This window comes from Virgibacillus chiguensis (genome assembly GCF_900129865.1).
GTDB lineage: Bacteria > Bacillota > Bacilli > Bacillales > Amphibacillaceae > Virgibacillus > Virgibacillus chiguensis.
Map to the genome: position 1 here is coordinate 85,811 of NZ_FQXD01000001.1, position 18,200 is coordinate 104,010.

An 18,200-nucleotide genomic window follows, 5' to 3' on the forward strand; every position below is an offset into this window, starting at 1 on the left:
CCCTGTTAATGGATCAAAATTGCATACTAAAAACAACATCTTTTATACAATTAAAACTGATAAATCGCCTTGAATTTTTTCTCTAAATGTTGAACTAAATAATCAGGATTTAATGTTTCATTCGTTACATCAGTTAGAATTTCCAGCGGTTCTTTTAATTTACCATATTGGTGAATCGACTTGGCGAGCCAACTTTTAATAGGAGTAAGGTCACCAGTTCGTATAAGGCTCTCTACAGGAAAGTCTTTAGATAATGTATGATAAATTTGTGCTGCATACATATACCCTAAAGCGTAAGACGGGAAGTACCCGAAATCACCGCCTGCCCAATGAATATCTTGTAGTACACCTTCTCTATCTGTTGGCGGCGTGATTCCTAAATAATCATTCATTTTTTCATTCCATAAATGGGGTAAATCATCTACTATGATTTCTTCATTTATAAGTGCTTTTTCTAACTCATATCGAATCATAATATGTAGCGGATAGGTTAATTCATCTGCTTCAATTCGAATAAAAGATGGCTTCACTTCGTTGATTGTTTGATAAAATTGCTCTAGATCTACATTTTGAAATGAATGTGGAGCATACTGCAAGAATAAATCGTAATTCTTTTCCCAAAATGGATAACTTCTGGCAATAAAATTTTCCCAAAATAATGATTGTGATTCATGTATACCCATAGAAGCTCCAGTCGCTAATGGTGTTCGAGCTAAACGAGGATCAATATTTTGCTCGTATAAGCCGTGTCCCCCTTCATGAATCGTTCCAAATACAGCCATTCGGAAATCATTTTCGTCATAACGGGTAGTTAATCTTACATCATTTTGATTTAATGGAATAGCAAATGGATGAACAGTCTCATCTAAACGTCCAGATGTAAAGTCATAGCCCATCTGTTTAAGCAGTTGCTCTGTAAAAGCTACTTGCTGTTGTTTAGGGAAATGAACCTGTATTATACTAGGGTCAGGCTTTACAGCACTTGTTTGCACTTTTTCTAACGTGGAGCGTAACGAACTGCGTAATTTAGGGAATACATGATCTAGTTCGTTTACTGTGATACCTGGCTCAAATTTGTGTAGCAAAGCATCATAAATATTGTTTTCATATCCCCAATAAGAAGCGAATTCACGGTTGAAATCCACTAACTTTTTAAGGTATGGTCGAAATAGATGAAAATCATCATTCTCTTTAGCTTGTTGCCAAATCGCTTCAGATTTAGTCTGCGTAATCATAAAATCTTTATACAGCTTGTGAGGGATTTTTTTATTCCTTTCATATTCTTCTTCACAAACTTCAATTGTTCTTAAAAGAATAGAATCATCCGTGTTAGGTTTAAGTTCTTTAATATATGCTTCCATTTGCTTCGATGTCTGCAATTGGTGAATTTTTTCACCCAAAAAACCTGCCACTTCTGACCGCTGCTCAACGCCTTTAGTTGGAATTTTCGTACGCATATCCCAATGTATAAGGGAAAGTGCCTCTCGATAATAATCAATTTCTTTTAAATAATTTTTAAATTGCTGTTTTTGATCACTTAATTTCATCAGAATATCCCCTCTCTTTCTGACCGAAGTACTGATAATAATCTGTTCGAATATAGCCATTAAACAACTTTCGCTTCTTCGTTGCTTTTTTACCAAAAGCGGCTTCAAATTGATCGTATGCTGTTATTATATAAACACTCCAACTCGGGTAGTTACTTATGATTTCACCAAGTTGTTTTGCTGTTTTCATTGCTTGTTTTTGATCTCCGAGACGCTGCCCATAAGGCGGATTGCTTACAATATAACCGTTAGGCTGTTTAAAGTGAAGGTCACTAACTTGCATTTGCTTCCATTGAATAAGTTCCCCTAGCCCTGCTTCAAGTGCATTTCTATTGGCAACGTTAATCATTTTATGATCGATATCCGTCCCAGTAATATTTAAAGGTTGATCATAATTAGCGACGTCCTCCGCTTCTTCAAAAGCTTTGTCCCAATGCTTTTGTTTAACAAATGACCAATTTTCGGATGAAAATTCACGATTAAAACCTGGAGCAATATTTTGTCCAATCATTGCAGCTTCAATAGGTATAGTACCTGAACCACAAAATGGATCAACGAAAGGCTCATTTGGATGCCAATTAGTTAATAATACTAATGAAGCAGCAAGGGTCTCTTTAAGCGGAGCGTCACCTTGCCCAACTCGATAGCCTCGCTTATGTAAACCTACGCCTGAAGTATCGATCGTAAGTGTTGCTTCATCTTTTAATAGGGCGATTTCGACACGATACATTGCTCCTGTTTCTGGTAGTTTAGAAACCATGCCGTATTTTAATTTCATCCGTTCAACGAGCGCTTTTTTGACTATTTTTTGACAATCAGGAACACTATGTAATGTTGATTGAACAGATTTTCCTATTACAGGAATTTCGCCATCTTCATCAATGTAAATCTCCCAGGGTAAAGCCTTTGTTCCCTCAAATAAATCATCAAAGGAAGTAGCTTTAAATTTACCAACTAATAATTTTACTCGATCCGCAGAACGAAGCCATAAATTACAGCGAGGAATTGCGCTTATAGGTGCCTTAAATTCTACTTTTCCATTATCAACTTGTACTTCATAACCTAAATTTTTAACTTCTTTTGCAACAACAGACTCTAATCCCATCGCTGCGGTAGCTATTAATGTAACTGTCTGCATAAAAAACGTCCTTTCAATGACTGTTTGTGTTTTAGTTTACCATATTTTCTTATGTATCATGAATAATTATTCGTGATGCAAATGAATTTCAGATAGGAAATGAAAAAAGTCTCTCTTTCGTTTATACACCGATAGAGAGACTTCATGTTAATTTTTTGACCTGTTAAATACTCGATAAGCCATGTTCTGTACCATTGTACTGCTAACGGTGGTCAACCTCGTACTTTGGTGGTGATCATCTATCTACAAGCTTAGCTTGTCCTCCGTTCGGTTCCTATTCCCTACTAAAAGATGCCCCTACCATTATTTGGGTTGCTCACTCGTGGGGTTTACCTCGTTCCACCTGAAAGGTTTCCCAATCAGCTACGTCACTGTGGCACTTTCAAGGTTACTTCCGTATCCGATTACTGGACTTAGGAAATATACCTGCCGTTAACCAAAAGGTTACCTTGACTTATGATTTCGTCAAGCACGAACACTACAAACATCGCAGTTTGTGTGAGCATGGACTTTCCTCTGTAAAAATTACAGCGATCACTTGAGTATTTAACAACTAGTCCAAGTTAAAATTATACCATATGGATAAAAAAAAGCAAGTTAAGAAAGAGAAATCACCAGATCACCCTTCTGAATCAGCAAACTTTTTACCAAACACTGCTTTTTCTAAATTTGAGAGACGTTTTAACACATCATAATTAACTTGATGATTAGGTGCAGTTTGCACAGACCTTGCTTTTGGTTTCTCAGAACTTGTTTTTCGCAATTGCTCATTTTCTTGTTGTAAACGATTGATCTCCTGTTTAAACAAATCATAATCTTGAATAATTAAGTCAAGAAATTCATCCACCTCTTCTTGGTTATATCCTCGCATTGCGGTCTTAAAATCTTTATCCAAAATATCTTTACTTGTTAAATGCACTTGGTTCATACTCATTCCGATCACCTCATACCAGTTCTATAATTAAGTGTGGCTTTGTTTGTTTCTTCTTTTCCATTGTATGACTGGAAAAAAAATAATATGTTTGTGTACTCTTTTTTTATTATAGCATTAAATAAGAGGTGTGAAAAATGAATCCGTGCAAATGCGTTGTGAGTGGTACATAATGAAGTATCAAAAAGTGTTTGTTACGATTGAAAAATCAATTGTTTGCTGTTCCCCAGTTTGTCTGCATTTTCAATAGAGAACAAACGTCGTAAATTGCTACACTTCTTGTTCTAAATCAGAAGGTTGAAATGAAAAAGGCAATAATTCTTCCATTTTAACCGTTTTTACATCTTCTTTTAGATTAGTTAGGTGAATAAGCATATCAGATGGAAAAAATTCACTCATTACCTGTCTACAAGATCCACATGGAGGTACAGGTCTTTCTGTATCAGCAACAACAGCCATCTCCGTAAATGATTTTTCGCCATTGGCAATTGCTTGAAAAATAGCAACTCGCTCTGCACAGCATGTGACAGGATAAGCAGCATTTTCGATATTACAGCCTGTATAAATGTTTCCAGAAACCGTTTGTAACGCTGCTCCAACTTGAAAACGAGAATACGGTACATATGCTTTTTCTCTAATCGTTTTCGCAGCTTCTATTAATGCTTGTTTTGTTTTCATCATGCATCCCCTTCTCAAAAGATTTTAGAATTATCTTTAATATATTTACGACAGCGTATCCAACTCGCGCATTAACTGATCGAAAATGTATTGTATTGATTTGTATAATTCGAAATATCGTTTTCTCTTTACATCAATATAATAACTATGCAACAGTAATAGTTCCATATTTTCTCTTGTAGAAACAATTTGATGAGGATGTACATTCACTTTGCGCTCTTGTACCAACTGTAAAGCGTCTTTTTCCCAACGTTCAAGCAACTGATAAATAGGCGTTGTTTCCTCTTTAACTTTCAGAAACAACGCTCTATCTTTTCGGTCCTCTGGAGGATTCGTATGCTCAAATTTTTCTTTCAACTGATATAAATTTTGTTGTAATTTATTTGTTTGTTGTTTTATATCCATGCAAATCTCAACCTACTTAAATATAATGTTATGTTTATATAGTAACATATAATGAAGATGAATAAGAACTTTTTACTATGGTGTTATTTTAAAATATTTATTATTCCTTTTGAGGAACAAAGTAGATACAAGTTGATACTGGATAGGATTACTTGCTTTGTTCTCTTGCATTTTTTTCTAATTGCATACATTGATTCTTCACTAGCGCAATTTCATTTAGTTTTTCATAATATTGACTTGATATATTATTTTCTACTTTCATTGTCAACTTTTGATCCAATCGGCGAATTTGATTTGATAATTCGTATAAAGCTGCTTCTACTTTTTTACGGTCCACACCGCGCTTTCCTTTTTTTTGTGATTGATACGCAAGCATTCTTATGCTACCTCCCCTTCCCATCTTACTGTATACATTTCGTCTTAAAAAGAAGGCTTCCTTCACGTTCGACAAAACTAGAATGAAGCTTACAAAACAAGTGCATATACTCATTTATTTTTACATTTTTGACAAACTAATGATGAAAGGAGGGTAAACGATGAAAGATAAAAAGAAGAAACAAGCCAAAACAGAAAGCATCCGTTCTAACTCTTTGAAAAAAGGAGATAAAAAATTGAACGGACCCAATTTCCCAGCAACTTAAGGGTTTAATGATTAACAAAGTGCTGCCATATACATGCATGGCAGCACTTTATCTATTCAAAATGGTTTTAAAAATTGCTCGAAATGACACGTTGTTTTTCTTTTGCTATATTTTTTCTGTTACTGTAACCTAATTTATATATTTTAGAGAAGCTACCCCCTTTTATTGGTGGAAAAATATTTTTTTGCGGTAAACACTTGTTTAGTATAGAAATAAGCAAATAACATTTGTCGTTTTTGGTAAAAAGTTTTTCCGATTTGTTGTTTGTTACATTGATGTGCGTCGCGAATCCATTTTTTCTTTACACCCCCTGATTGATACCAATCCTTTCGAATAGTATCTTGATGTGTAATAATGGGATATACCATTCGCAAGATTGGGGTAACCGGTTGTTTGGGAAGCTTCAAAAAACGTTCATAATCACGTCTAGATCCAGTGTGTGTACAATATTTAACAAATAAAAACGTTTGCTTATAGACAGTTGGGGAAAAAATAAGAGAAGCTAGTTTTTTCCCTAACTGAATTCGGTTCGTTCTATTTGTGAAGTTATGGACATAGGCACCATATAAATCATTGGACATAGAAGGCAAAAGAACAGCATTCATCATAAAAAAGTTTTGCATTTGATAAGGCAATTGATGAAATACACGACGTTGAAAATAATGCTGTTTAATAACAGGTTCTTGAATAACATTCTGTTCGTTTATAATAAGTGCTTGTACAAGACGATTTTTATCACAATACTTCCAAAAATAGTGCCATTCTTTTATCATATAACTAGAAACATGAAACAGAGAAAGAAGGTCGAACATTGGTTTGTTGTTTTGCTTGGATAATTGGTATACTAAGAGTTGGGGATAGGCATCTGAAAAAATGAGCCAATTAGCACGCTCATACGTCATAAACAGCCGCTCTCTTTCTTGTTTCCCTAATAAATATTGAAATGGAGTCATTTGCAAATCAGTCATGTTCCATCCAGCATTTCTTGATACGATACTTGCTAAAAAAGCCCATTTTATTTCCGGGAATTTCAGATAAAACTTAAAATAAGCGTTTGTACGTGTTATATTATCTTGGTTATGTGCTGTTGTTTTATTTGTTATATAATGAAGATAGGCTTTGAGGTTTGCATCTATATACATCTGCCTCCCATCCTTTCAGAACAATTATTTTATAACATGTACGGAGCAAGACGCTACTATGCATTATAAGTTGCTAGTATTTTTTGCAGAGAGGAAATACGATGTAAATAAAAGTAAATTTCTAATCAAGGTGAATTTTTCAGAGACAACACATTTTGTGTTGTTGAACAATTTCTTTTCTCCATGAAACGTATCAGCTATTTCATTTAATCATACGCTGATTTAAAGAAGGGATTGTAAATAAATGAATTACCCAAATGGAAGAAAAAATGGGGACCTATACAAGCAAAAAAAATTATATTCTCATCAATTTGGTAATCGTGGGATGTCATTAGAAAAGGATATTAATGATACAAATGCATACTATTTAGAGGCAAAAAAAGCTGTCATTCACAAAAAACCGACACCTGTTCAAATTGTCAAGGTTAATTATCCAAAAAGAAGTGCAGCAGTAATTACAGAAGCGTATTTCAAACAAGCTTCAACAACGGATTACAATGGAGTGTATCGCGAAAAATATATTGATTTTGAAGCAAAGGAAACAAAAAATAAAACGCTATTTCCGTTAGCAAATATACATGATCATCAAGTCGATCATATGCAGGCTGTTGTTGCTCAAGGCGGTATTACATTTCTGCTCATACGCTTTTCTGTACTTGATGAAACATATTTATTTCCTGCTGAAAGACTTTTTACGCATTGGGATGCTCACCTAAAAGGAGATAAAAAATCCATTGCGTATAAAACAATAAAACAGCAGGGTTATTTTATCCCTTTTCAATATAAAGCTAGAGTTGACTATTTAACAATTATTGATAAGCTTTATTTTTAGAGATGGAGGAATGAAGCATGGTAAATAATAGCCAGTCTCGTACAGCGAGAAGAAAACAAAAGAAAACAAAGAAAAAACCATTATGGAAAAAAATATTACTTTCAATCATAATTATTTTTATAATTATGGGACTTGGCGCTGGAGCTACAGCAGCTTATTGGGTAGCCACAGCACCTGATCTGAATGAGTCGAAATTATCCGACTCTCTTGCCTCAAAATTCCTAGATATTGACGGGAAATCTTTTGCGGTTATGGGCGAGAAAAATCGAACGAAAATTAACTACGATGATTTACCACAAGTGTTAATTGATGCTGTTACAGCAACCGAAGATGCGAGGTTTTTTGAGCATTCTGGTATTGACTTAAGGAGAATTGGCGGTGCGGTTATTGCCAATATAAAAAATGGTTTCGGTTCAGAGGGGGCAAGTACGATCACGCAACAAGTAGTTGAGAAATCTTTCTTGTCTGCTGAAAAAAAGATTAGTTTAAAAGTTCAAGAGCAATGGTTAGCATTGCAATTAGAAAGAGACTACTCAAAAGAAGAAATTATGGAAATGTATCTGAACAAAATCTTTTACGGTAGTAATGCTTATGGAGTAGCGACTGCTGCTGAAACTTATTTCGGAAAAGAAGATTTAAACGAATTAACGTTACCTGAAGCAGCCATTTTAGCTGGGTTGCCACAGCGACCAACAGCATACAATCCGTTTGAAAATCCTAAATTGACGAAAGAGCGAATGAATACTGTTTTAGATTTAATGGTACGTCATGATAAAATTTCTGAAAAAGAAGCCGAAGAAGCTAGAAATGTTGATATTCCTTCTTTATTAGTTGAAGATAAGCCAGAAACAACACCTTATGAAGGTTTCTTACAACAGGTGGAAAAAGAAGTGAAAGAAAAAGTAGACGGTGCAGATATTTATACAGATGGTTTAACCATCCATACGACAATTGATCAAGATGTGCAGAAACATGTGGAATCCTTACTAACGGATAGTGATTCCAATCCGATTCAATATCCTGACGATGAGATGCAAGCAGCAATGACAGTTCTTGATACGAAGACAGGAGCCATACGTGCTATTGGTGGTAGAAGGAATAGTGAAGGGAAAAGAGAACTAAATTACGCTATTCAAAACAAAACGCAGCCAGGTTCAACTTTTAAACCAATTGTAGCTTACGGACCAGCGATTGAATATAATAAAATGTCAACGTATCATCAAATAAACGATGATAAACCATACGAAATCGGTGGTACAGATTCAGTAATTGGTAATTGGAATGGGCAATATGCTGGCTGGATGACAGCACGTCATGCACTTAAACAATCGCTAAACGTACCTGCTGTGAAAGTTTTAGAAGAAGTTGGTTATGAAAAAGCAAAAGAATTTGCAGAAGGTTTAGGAATCAAATTTAAAGACGATAAAATTTTAGTTGGTGATGCTATCGGTGGTACAGGGACAGAGGTTACACCTTTACAGCTGGCTGGAGCCTTCCGAGCCTTTGGTAACGAAGGGTTGTATAATGAACCTTATTCGGTTACAAAAGTCGAATTTCCAGATGGGAAAACAGTTGAATTAACACCACAAGCAGAACCCGCTATGTCAGACTATACAGCATATATGATGACAGATATGATGAAAACAGTTCTAACTGAGGGTACAGGTAAGAATGCAAATATTCCAGGCCTTCCCGTAGCTGGTAAAACCGGAACCACAAACTTAAAAGATCGTGAAGGAAGCCCTGATGCTTGGTTTAGTGGTTATACAACGAATTACACGATTTCTGCATGGGTTGGTGGTTATGAAGATGAAGGAGGAGGTCGAGATGTTATTCCTCCTGGAAATGGAAATACGCAAATTCCATTACAAATGTTTAAAAATACGATGACAGAAATATCGAAGGACATAGAGACAAAGGATTTTGTCAAACCTGATAAGGTAATTGAAGCGGAAGTTGAAAAAGGATCTAATCCACCTGCAAAACCAAGCGAACATACACCTAGCAACAAGATTATTACAGAGTTGTTTGTTAAAGGTACAGAGCCGAAAGAGACTTCCGAGAAGTTTGATCAATTAGATCCGGTTAGCGGATTAACGGCAAGCTTTAACGAAGAAAAGAGTGCGATCGACGTTTCTTGGGAATATGATGCTGATGCAGATGTTTCCTTTGAAGTCAGTGCACAAGTGGATGGCGGTGAGATGCAAGCATTATCAACTACCGAAGATACATCTATGGAAATATCCGCGGTGGAACCAAATAAAGAATACACGATTCAAGTTGTGGTAGTTAGTAATGAAGACGATTCTAAAAGTGAACCGAAAACGACTACAGTAGCAACAGGTGAAGAAGAACTAGAGGAGTTACCTGAAGTAACAGGGCTAACAGCTACCTATAATGAAACAAACAAACTTATTGATGTCAGTTGGAATTACAATGGCCCGCCCGCTACCTTTGAAGTATCTGTTAATGGTGAGACACAAACCGTCCAGTCAAATGGGTTAGAAATAAGTGGAGCCACACCTGGAGAAACGTACAACATATCTGTTACACCTATTGGTAAGAAAGGTAAAAACGAAGGTGTAAGAGGACCCACTCAACAAACATCTGTAACCATATCAGCAGAACAAGAAGAACCTCCTGCTGATGATGATGGAGGGGACGGTGGAGCTGATACTGGTGATAATGGTCAAGATAACGGGGAAGCTCGCCCACCAGAAGAGGAGAATGAAGAACCCCCCTCTGATGAAAATGGTCAAACCGATGATGGATCAGATGAAGAACAAGGGGCTAGTGACGAAAGCTAAACTGATAGTAACTTAAAGCTTGGATTATAAGAGTAAGAAAAGAGGTAAACGCAATATTTACGCGTTTACCTCTTTTCTTTTCTTCATTCGTTTTTGTCCCTCACGGCACACTTCTAATAATGGACATTCCATACAGTTCGGGTTTCTTGCTTTACAATGATATCGACCAAAAAAAATCATGCGATGATGCGTTTCACTCCACTCTGACTTTGGAATTTTTCGCATTAAAGTTTCTTCCACTTCCGGGACCGAATCTTTCCACCTACATATACCAAGTCGTTTTGAGACGCGTTCTACATGTGTGTCAACCGCAATTGCCGGCTCACCAAACGCTACAGAGGCAACGACATTAGCTGTTTTTCTACCTACCCCTGCTAATTTCATTAATTCTGTTTTTGATTTTGGAATGATTCCTCCATAATCTTCTATCAACATCGCACAAAGCTTACGAATATTTTTTGCTTTATTTCGGTATAAACCAATTGATTTAATATCTTCTTGAAGCTCTTCTAAAGGTACGGCTAAATAATCTTCAGGCGTTTTGTATTTTTGAAACAGCGTTCTTGTAACCTTATTAACTAAGTTATCTGTACACTGGGCAGATAACAGCACTGCAATTACTAATTCAAATGGGTTTTTATGTGTTAATTCACATTGGGCGTGAGGAAACATTTTTTTCATTTCATCCAAGCAAAAGCGAATTTGTTTTTGCGTCAGCATCGCTAATCCTCCCCTTCCAGCCAATTATAGTAAAAAGAACTGTTACGAGTACTTTGTGAACTACCTTCTGATCTTGGAGCATTCTGTCTGGCATGAAATTGTTTACTGGACATTCTAGCTTGTTCTACACTATGGATCCCTTTTTTCTTCCATTCGCGTAAAATACGATCAATATATTTAAAATTTAACTTTCCCATTAACACGGATTCACGTAAAGCTGCTTTAACTAATGATGGAGCAATTTGATCCTCATCTAGCCACGCATTAATCATTTCAATTTCAAATGGCGATAATGGTCTACCGAATTCTTGTTCAAACAAGATAAAAATAGTCCCTTCAGATGTATCTGAATCCTGTTTCGTATCTTCTTCCGTCTGAAATAATTTATCCCATAGAGGATTTAAATCGTAAGCTTCTTTAATCTTTCCATCGTTTTCTTCTTGCTGTACAATAGCCAGCATCCCTTTTTGAACAAGACCACGTAATAAATGTGCACATTCTTGTTCTTTCATCGTTACAAAAGTAGTTAATTGATCTGGAGTAGGAAAATCAATTCTTTCTACCATAAATCGTTGTAATTGTATTAGCAACATAACTTCTTTTTCATCTAGCCCTATAGAAACATAGGAAGTTAATAGTTCCTTTGGAATAGGCACTTGATTGTTTAAAAGGTGCTGAATGGAGAATGATTGCTTTTTAATGACGAACATCTCCTTCTCATCTTATAAAATTTCCGTTTTACATGATAAATGAATCCCTTGCCTGTTCTAGCAAGGGATAGGTTATTTTCTAAGTTTTGTATAAAGTTTGAGATACTTCTTTTAGAACATGAATCAATCGGCGTTTGTTTCTGACTTGTTGCATTCACTCATTTTCCCTTATTAAGATAGATATAGAAGCCTTACAGCACCCCTATATATTTAAGCTAAATTAACAACCTAATAATTATGGATAAAGCCGATTTAGTAGACGTGGAAACGGTATAGTCTCGCGAACATGATCAACACCCGCAAGCCAAGCTACCGTTCTTTCCAATCCTAGGCCGAAGCCAGAATGCGGTACACTACCATATTTTCTTAGTTCTAAATACCATTGATATGCTTCATCTGTTAATCCATGTTCTTTATAACGCTCTTCCATTAACTGCAAATCATCAATTCGTTGAGAACCACCAATAATTTCTCCATACCCTTCTGGTGCAATGAGATCTGCACATAATACGACATCATCTCTCTCTGGATGTGGCTTCATATAGAATGCTTTTATTCCCGTAGGATAATTGGTAATAAATACTGGTTTATCAAAGCTTTCAGCGATAGCTGTTTCATGAGGAGCCCCAAAATCTTCACCCCATTCTATGTCGGTAAAACCTTTTTCTTTTAATAGCGCAATTGCTTCATCATAAGTTATCCGAGGAAACGGTGCTTGTACTTTTTCTAAGCTTGAAATATCACGATCTAATGTTTGCAATTCCAATTTACAATTTCCAAGCACATTTTGAACGATAAAGCTTACATAATTTTCTTGGATTTCAAGACTTTCTTCATGCTCTACGAAAGCCATTTCTGGTTCAATCATCCAAAATTCAATTAAATGTCGGCGTGTTTTTGATTTTTCTGCTCGGAAGGTCGGTCCGAAAGAAAATACTTTTCCGAATGCCATTGCCGCTGCTTCCATATATAATTGCCCGCTTTGTGATAAATAAGCTTCTTCATCGAAGTATTTTGTATGGAATAATTCAGTTGTTCCTTCTGCCGAGGATCCTGTTAAAATAGGCGGATCAATTTTAACATAACCGTTATCATTAAAAAATTGATAAGTCGCACGTATAATTTCATTGCGTATTTTCATAACAGCATGTTGACGTTTAGATCGTAACCACAAATGGCGATGATCCATTAGAAACTCTGTACCATGCTCTTTCGGTGTAATCGGGTAATCATGAGCTTCATGAATTAATTCAATATCACTTACTTGCATTTCGTATCCAAATGGTGAGCGTGTATCCTCGACAATTTTACCAGTAATATACATCGATGATTCTTGTGTGATGTTTTTAGCTAATTGGAATGTTTCTTCGCTCACATCATTTTTTACAACAACACCTTGCATAAATCCAGTGCCATCACGTAATTGTAGAAATGCAATTTTTCCACTTGAACGTTTATTTGTGAGCCAAGCTCCAACCGTAATTGTCTCTTCATTATATCTTGGTGCCTGCGAAATTGTCGTTTTCAAAAGAACTCCTCCTAATACATGTTCATGCTTTTAGAAAATTTTTTTAACGTAAATTATTGTTGTTTTTACACGATAAAATTAAGAATTTATGCTCTCTTATAGTGTAAAATAAAATGTTTAATTCTTTTTGCAGCTTCTTCTAGTGCTTCCATAGATGTGGCATATGATAAACGTACATTATTAGGCGCACCAAATCCAGATCCGGGAATAAGAGCTACTTTTTCTTCTTCCAATAGTGCCTTTGCCCAATCATCTACATTACTAAAGCCACTTTTACGTACTGCCTCTTGCACATTTGGAAATAAATAAAATGCCCCTTCAGGCTTTACACAACTCACTCCAGGTATCTCCGTTAGCAGTTGATATAAACTTTCCAAACGATGTGAAAAAACACCCTTCATTTCTTCATTAAAGGAATCGTCCATTTGATAAGCGGCTAATGCTGCGTACTGAGCAATTGACGTTGGGTTTGATGTAGAATGTGAAGCAAGACTTGTCATTGCTTTAATAATTTCATTTGGTCCAACAGCATAACCAATTCTCCAACCAGTCATGGAATGGGATTTAGATACACCATTAATAATAACTGTTTGAGCTTTTAATTCTGGTGATAATTGTGCTATAGATACATGGTCTTCGCCAGAATAAATTAGCTTTTCATAAATTTCATCGGATACAATTAACAAATCGTGCTTTAAACAAATGTCTCCTAACTGCTTTAATTCATCTTTATTATACATCATACCAGTCGGGTTACTAGGTGAATTAATAATGATGGCTTTCGTTTTCCTCGTAATAGCCGCTTCTAATTCCTGTGGCGTTAATTTAAATTGGTTTTCTTCTTTAGCAGGAATAAAAACAGGAGTTCCACCAGCAAGCTTTACTTGCTCTGGGTAACTAACCCAATACGGGGCTGGGATAATAACCTCATCCCCTTCATTTAGTAGCACTTGAAAAAGTGTGTATAATGCATGCTTGGCTCCAGTAGTTACGATAATTTGTTCTTTAGTATAGTTAAGTTGATTATCTTTTTGAAATTTGTTTACAATGGCTTGCTTTAATTCCACAATCCCTCCAGAAGGCGTATATTTTGTTTTGCCTTCATTCATTGCTTTTTCAGCCGCAACCAATATAGGCCCAGGTGTATTAAAGTCAGGTTCACCAGCCCCTAAAGCGATAACGTCATGACCTTGCTGCTTTAATTCTTTTGCTTTCGCTGTAATGGCTAATGTAGATGAGGGGGTTAATGTTTTTACTCTGTTTGCTAATTCCACTTTTTATCACCTTTCTATTTAAACATACTTTTAAAGCGCATTTGTTCATATCGCGAACCATCATGCATATCTAAATAATCAAAAACGTATCGATTTGAGTCATCTATATAAGTCAGTTCCCACAATTCTTTGCCATCTACGAGTGCGGGGGTAATACGGATAAACTCACATTGATCACATTCCTGTCTCCACTGCTCTTTCATTTCTGATTTACTTACAATATCAGCTTGGTTTACAGTTAAAAGCTGTTTTTCTTTCCCTTTTAAGGGATAAAAAACAAGTTTACTTTGTTCATTTTGGTCTTTTCCATACGCAACATGGTAGGCTTCTTTTCCATGAAATGTTTCTATTTTATCAATCTCAGCTAAAGTTTCAGCCTTCAGTAGCTGTTGCTTTGTTTCTTCATATCCTGCTGTTTTACTTTCAAGCAAACCATTGTATAAATAAATAAAATAGATACCGCAAGCCACCGTCAATAAAAAGAGAATGAATAATGTCCATCTTATCCATTTAGGACCGATATATAGTAAAGATCGCTTGTTCTTCATCTTTATCATCCAATGCTAAACCAAATATTAGGTTTTGTTCTTTTAAAGTTTTATTACATAGGTCTACTATTTTGTATAACTCGGAAGAATATCCGATTTGTACAGTCGCTAAAGTGGTTAATTCATCCATATTTTGACCTCCCTATATAGCCAGTATTGAAATTACGTTGATTGGTATAAAATGCAACATGGTCAATTCCATTTACGGTTAAAGTTTCTTGTCTTATCAAGTTCTGCTAGACATATCCTGCTTTTTTTAGCAAAGAATATGTATATGCTTAAATAAATAAAACAGAACATAAATATAGTATAACAAGATTTACAACAAATGTGTTTTGTTTTTAATTATTGAGCAAATTATTATTCAACCCACACCACTTTACTTGTAACTGATGCTTTTTAGCATCAGTTTTTTATATACATGAAGTTCTTTAATTGGAGCTAGGATACAAAAGCTTTATTTATCCATATTTAAAACCATTTTTCAGCTCTATTCATTAATTCATGTGTTGTATCAAAAAATAATGGTACTTTAGGAATAGAGCGGATAAAATATTTCCCATAGCGAGCTGTTATAATTCGGGAATCACAAATAAACACAATTCCTCGATCACTGCTAGATCGGATTAATCTCCCAAATCCTTGCTTAAACCGGATAACAGCATTAGGTAAGGCATATTGCATAAATGGATTTTTGCCTTGCTCTTTTAAAAACTTTGATTTTGCTTCAAGCACTGGATGATCAGGTGGTTGAAACGGTAAACGCACTATTACAAGACACGATAAATCTTCGCCAGGAATATCTACACCTTCCCAAAATGAACTGGTTCCTAGAAGAATCGCTTTATCAAACGTTTGAAAGTTCTTTTTTAAACGCTCTCTACTACCACTGGAGATTCCTTGGGCAAAAAGTGCATACGTGTCATTCTCCATTAACTCTTTAAGCAAAGAATGTGAACGTCGTAGCATATCATATGATGTAAATAACACCAGCATCCTACCGTTGGTTATTTCTGCCAAAGATAATACTGCCTCACAGGTTGCATGAATAAATTCATCGTTGTGTCCTGAAGTGATTGTTGGAAAATCATTTGGCACCATTAATTGTACTTGATCGGCATACGAAAATGGAGAAGCAATTTTCTTCGTTAAAGGGTTCTCTGTTTGTAAGCCTAGACGCTCCACAATATATTGAAATGAATTCTCTATTGTTAATGTAGCGCTTGTTAAAACAATACTTTCTTTAACTGAAAAAAATACGTCTGTTAGTAAATTAGCAATATCTGTTGGTTCACTGTATAAGTAAACTGCATTTTTTGCGCCGTATGCCTCTATCTCCATCCATTTTACTTCCTGTGCGCTATCTTCTACAAGGAAAAACTGCTCTAATTGGTCAATAAATATCTGCAGCCGTTCGGCACTAGCCAAAAGTTTCTCTTTATCTTCCTGATGAAGTTGATTCACTCGTAACTCTGCTTCAATCATTACTAATCCATGTACTAAGTCGCGTAAATGTAAGCAAACCCTTGATACCATTTCCTTAATTACTGTCCATTTGTTTTGATCTTCTTTATTCGCTTCAAAGCGATATTGCGTTCTACCTATATCACTAAACGATTTGTCTCCTTTACGTACCTTGGAAACATATTGAAACAAGTAACGAAATAAATCATCCGTTTCATAACGAGTATCATCAAGCAGTTTATTCCACAAAACCTTAGTTTCTTCTGAAAGTGCTGATGGGTAATGAGATAAAATGGTATGAACCAGTTTCTGTTCATCTGTTCTCCCTAATTGATTCAATGTATAATGCATATGCATATAATCAAGTTTTAGTCCATAATGCTTCGATACGGTTGCGTCAAAATGATGTGCTTCATCAATAATTGCTCTTTCGTATACTGGTAGTAAAGAAGAAGGATGAAAAATATCTGTACATAATAATGCATGATTAGTAATAACAATATGAGCTTGCTGGGCTCGTTTTTTTGCGTACTGATAGTGTGATCTATAAAACCATTGCGAGGATGGATCAACACCTTCTTCCATGTCTGCAGATATGCGTCGAAAAAACAAATATCCACTAGAAGGCAACTGGATTTCGTCAACGTCACCCGTTTTCGTTTCTGTTAACCAAACCAAAAGCATCGCTACGGTAAGAGCGATGTCGTAGTTACTCTGGAGAGGCTCTACCAACTCTTGGTGCAATTTTTCCAAACTGATATAATGCCCTTTCCCTTTAAGCAGTGCTACGCGGAAAGGGAAAGGAATTAACCGACGAATTAAGGGGATTTCTTCCTCTAATAATTGAGTTTGTAACTGCGTAGTGTATGTACTAATGACTACTCGTTTATGTGTAGAAACAGCATCATATATTGCTGGAAGCAGGTATGCCAGTGATTTTCCTGTTCCTGTTTCAGCTTCAATCAACGCATGCTGTCTCGTTTGGAATGCATCAAAGATCATTTCCGACATTTCTCGTTGTCCTGCACGTTTTTCATAAAAAGACAAATTTTTTTCTAAACTACCATTTGATTCATAAATGGAGTCTAAATAATCCCCAAAAGAAAGATCCATAACGTTATCTTCCTTTTCTAGATGATTCATACGGCGATAGGCAAGACCTTGATATATAGCAATTTCATCATTTTTTTCTACAAACACATTTTGCTCTTTATAATAGTTAAATAAAGCATATGCATCTGACTTTAACCACTTTTCCAAACGTAGCAATTGCTCTAGGGTCTCATACGGTAAAGAAGCTAGTTTTTCTTTTAGCTTTAAAAATAACTTCGCGGTAACAAATGCATCGGAAAGTGCGCGATGCGGGTTTTCATGGTTGATTTGTAAATAATCAGTTAGCTGATTTAATTTATAACTTGGCGCACTTGGAAATAGTATTCTTGCTAATTCTACTGTATCAAGCACTGGGTTCTTGAGCTTTTTTCGATCACTTTTAGTCAATTCTCCATTTAAAAAGCCGAGGTCAAATGGGACATTATGTGCGATCAAGTAACTATTTTCAAACATAGCAGTTACTTCATCTGCTATATTTTCAAATAATGGTGCATCGGCTACATCTTCATTTGAAATACCTGTTAAATTTGTTATAAATGCTGGAATTTCTTTGTTTGGATGTAGTAAGGTAGAATAGCTATCTACAATTGTATCTTGCTCAATAACTACGATACCTATCTCAATAATTTTGTCTGTTTTAGCTGGATTATTACCAGTTGTTTCTAAATCGATCACAACATAGCGTTGCACGTCAGCCCCTCCCTTCTTTTAAATAACTATTT

General features: G+C 35.7%; 16 protein-coding genes and 1 other RNA gene. 2 read left to right on the forward strand and 15 right to left on the reverse strand.

Annotated elements, in window-relative coordinates; all coding sequences use genetic code 11:
- Nucleotides 1–50 precede the first annotated feature (50 nt).
- The 8 genes from BUB45_RS00440 to BUB45_RS00475 form a co-directional block, all read right to left on the reverse strand.
- Entirely contained in the window at nucleotides 51–1,547 is a 1,497-nt protein-coding gene (locus tag BUB45_RS00440) for a carboxypeptidase M32 (RefSeq protein WP_073004094.1), read from the reverse strand.
- A complete protein-coding gene (locus BUB45_RS00445) occupies nucleotides 1,534–2,685 on the reverse strand; it encodes a THUMP domain-containing class I SAM-dependent RNA methyltransferase (RefSeq protein WP_073004096.1) in 1,152 nt (383 codons plus the stop codon). Before BUB45_RS00445 ends, BUB45_RS00440 begins: the two co-directional genes overlap by 14 nt.
- Before the next feature lie 170 nt (nucleotides 2,686–2,855).
- Nucleotides 2,856–3,231, reverse strand: an RNA gene (gene rnpB, locus BUB45_RS00450) — RNase P RNA component class B.
- 73 nt (nucleotides 3,232–3,304) lie between these two features.
- Entirely contained in the window at nucleotides 3,305–3,619 is a 315-nt protein-coding gene (gene gpsB, locus BUB45_RS00455) for a cell division regulator GpsB (RefSeq protein ID WP_073004098.1), read from the reverse strand.
- A 267-nt stretch (nucleotides 3,620–3,886) separates the two neighbouring features.
- Nucleotides 3,887–4,294, reverse strand: a complete 408-nt coding sequence (locus BUB45_RS00460) for a cytidine deaminase (protein WP_073004100.1) — start codon at nucleotides 4,292–4,294, stop codon at nucleotides 3,887–3,889.
- A 45-nt stretch (nucleotides 4,295–4,339) separates the two neighbouring features.
- Entirely contained in the window at nucleotides 4,340–4,699 is a 360-nt protein-coding gene (locus BUB45_RS00465) for a DUF1798 family protein (protein WP_073004102.1), read from the reverse strand.
- Between the two features lie 148 nt (nucleotides 4,700–4,847).
- The gene (locus BUB45_RS00470; RefSeq protein WP_073004104.1) at nucleotides 4,848–5,075 is read right to left on the reverse strand and encodes a hypothetical protein; all 228 of its coding nucleotides are present in this window, start codon (nucleotides 5,073–5,075) and stop codon (nucleotides 4,848–4,850) included.
- A gap of 417 nt (nucleotides 5,076–5,492) precedes the next feature.
- A complete protein-coding gene (locus BUB45_RS00475; protein ID WP_073004105.1) occupies nucleotides 5,493–6,482 on the reverse strand; it encodes a DUF2515 family protein in 990 nt (329 codons plus the stop codon).
- A 244-nt stretch (nucleotides 6,483–6,726) separates the two neighbouring features.
- Between BUB45_RS00475 and recU the strand changes: the two genes are divergently transcribed.
- Nucleotides 6,727–7,314: a Holliday junction resolvase RecU gene (recU, locus tag BUB45_RS00480; RefSeq protein ID WP_073004107.1), complete on the forward strand. Its 588-nt coding sequence runs from the start codon at nucleotides 6,727–6,729 to the stop codon at nucleotides 7,312–7,314.
- A 17-nt stretch (nucleotides 7,315–7,331) separates the two neighbouring features.
- On the forward strand, nucleotides 7,332–10,121 hold the full coding sequence (locus BUB45_RS00485; RefSeq protein ID WP_073004109.1) for a PBP1A family penicillin-binding protein: 2,790 nt from the start codon (nucleotides 7,332–7,334) through the stop codon (nucleotides 10,119–10,121).
- Between the two features lie 57 nt (nucleotides 10,122–10,178).
- Here BUB45_RS00485 and nth read toward each other — a convergent pair whose 3' ends face one another.
- The 7 genes from nth to dinG all read right to left on the reverse strand — a co-directional run bounded on the left by nth (nucleotide 10,179) and on the right by dinG (nucleotide 18,168).
- A complete protein-coding gene (gene nth / locus BUB45_RS00490) occupies nucleotides 10,179–10,841 on the reverse strand; it encodes an endonuclease III (protein ID WP_073004110.1) in 663 nt (220 codons plus the stop codon).
- Between the two features lie 2 nt (nucleotides 10,842–10,843).
- Nucleotides 10,844–11,551 carry a DnaD domain-containing protein gene (locus BUB45_RS00495; RefSeq protein WP_170861684.1) on the reverse strand — a complete coding sequence of 236 codons (708 nt, stop codon included), beginning with the start codon at nucleotides 11,549–11,551 and terminating at the stop codon, nucleotides 10,844–10,846.
- A 235-nt stretch (nucleotides 11,552–11,786) separates the two neighbouring features.
- Entirely contained in the window at nucleotides 11,787–13,079 is a 1,293-nt protein-coding gene (gene asnS, locus BUB45_RS00500; RefSeq protein WP_073004112.1) for an asparagine--tRNA ligase, read from the reverse strand.
- Between the two features lie 86 nt (nucleotides 13,080–13,165).
- Nucleotides 13,166–14,353, reverse strand: coding sequence for a pyridoxal phosphate-dependent aminotransferase (locus BUB45_RS00505; protein WP_073004114.1), 1,188 nt, complete (start codon nucleotides 14,351–14,353; stop codon nucleotides 13,166–13,168).
- A 14-nt stretch (nucleotides 14,354–14,367) separates the two neighbouring features.
- Entirely contained in the window at nucleotides 14,368–14,901 is a 534-nt protein-coding gene (locus tag BUB45_RS00510; protein ID WP_073004116.1) for a cell wall elongation regulator TseB-like domain-containing protein, read from the reverse strand.
- Complete coding sequence (locus BUB45_RS00515; protein WP_073004117.1) at nucleotides 14,864–15,031, reverse strand: YpmA family protein; 168 nt, start codon at nucleotides 15,029–15,031, stop codon at nucleotides 14,864–14,866. Before BUB45_RS00515 ends, BUB45_RS00510 begins: the two co-directional genes overlap by 38 nt.
- A 341-nt stretch (nucleotides 15,032–15,372) precedes the next feature.
- Nucleotides 15,373–18,168, reverse strand: a complete 2,796-nt coding sequence (gene dinG, locus BUB45_RS00520) for an ATP-dependent DNA helicase DinG (protein WP_073004119.1) — start codon at nucleotides 18,166–18,168, stop codon at nucleotides 15,373–15,375.
- Nucleotides 18,169–18,200 lie beyond the last annotated feature (32 nt).

Coding starts and splice junctions, on each gene's coding strand:
- BUB45_RS00475 (WP_073004105.1), bottom strand. CDS start 6,482: ATGTATATAGATGCAAACCTCAAAGCCTATCTTCATTATATAACAAAT.
- BUB45_RS00510 (WP_073004116.1), bottom strand. CDS start 14,901: ATGAAGAACAAGCGATCTTTACTATATATCGGTCCTAAATGGATAAGA.
- recU (WP_073004107.1), top strand. CDS start 6,727: ATGAATTACCCAAATGGAAGAAAAAATGGGGACCTATACAAGCAAAAA.
- BUB45_RS00445 (WP_073004096.1), bottom strand. CDS start 2,685: ATGCAGACAGTTACATTAATAGCTACCGCAGCGATGGGATTAGAGTCT.
- BUB45_RS00465 (WP_073004102.1), bottom strand. CDS start 4,699: ATGGATATAAAACAACAAACAAATAAATTACAACAAAATTTATATCAG.
- BUB45_RS00485 (WP_073004109.1), top strand. CDS start 7,332: ATGGTAAATAATAGCCAGTCTCGTACAGCGAGAAGAAAACAAAAGAAA.
- gpsB (WP_073004098.1), bottom strand. CDS start 3,619: ATGAGTATGAACCAAGTGCATTTAACAAGTAAAGATATTTTGGATAAA.
- BUB45_RS00440 (WP_073004094.1), bottom strand. CDS start 1,547: ATGAAATTAAGTGATCAAAAACAGCAATTTAAAAATTATTTAAAAGAA.
- nth (WP_073004110.1), bottom strand. CDS start 10,841: ATGCTGACGCAAAAACAAATTCGCTTTTGCTTGGATGAAATGAAAAAA.
- BUB45_RS00470 (WP_073004104.1), bottom strand. CDS start 5,075: ATGCTTGCGTATCAATCACAAAAAAAAGGAAAGCGCGGTGTGGACCGT.
- BUB45_RS00515 (WP_073004117.1), bottom strand. CDS start 15,031: ATGGATGAATTAACCACTTTAGCGACTGTACAAATCGGATATTCTTCC.
- BUB45_RS00460 (WP_073004100.1), bottom strand. CDS start 4,294: ATGAAAACAAAACAAGCATTAATAGAAGCTGCGAAAACGATTAGAGAA.
- BUB45_RS00495 (WP_170861684.1), bottom strand. CDS start 11,551: ATGTTCGTCATTAAAAAGCAATCATTCTCCATTCAGCACCTTTTAAAC.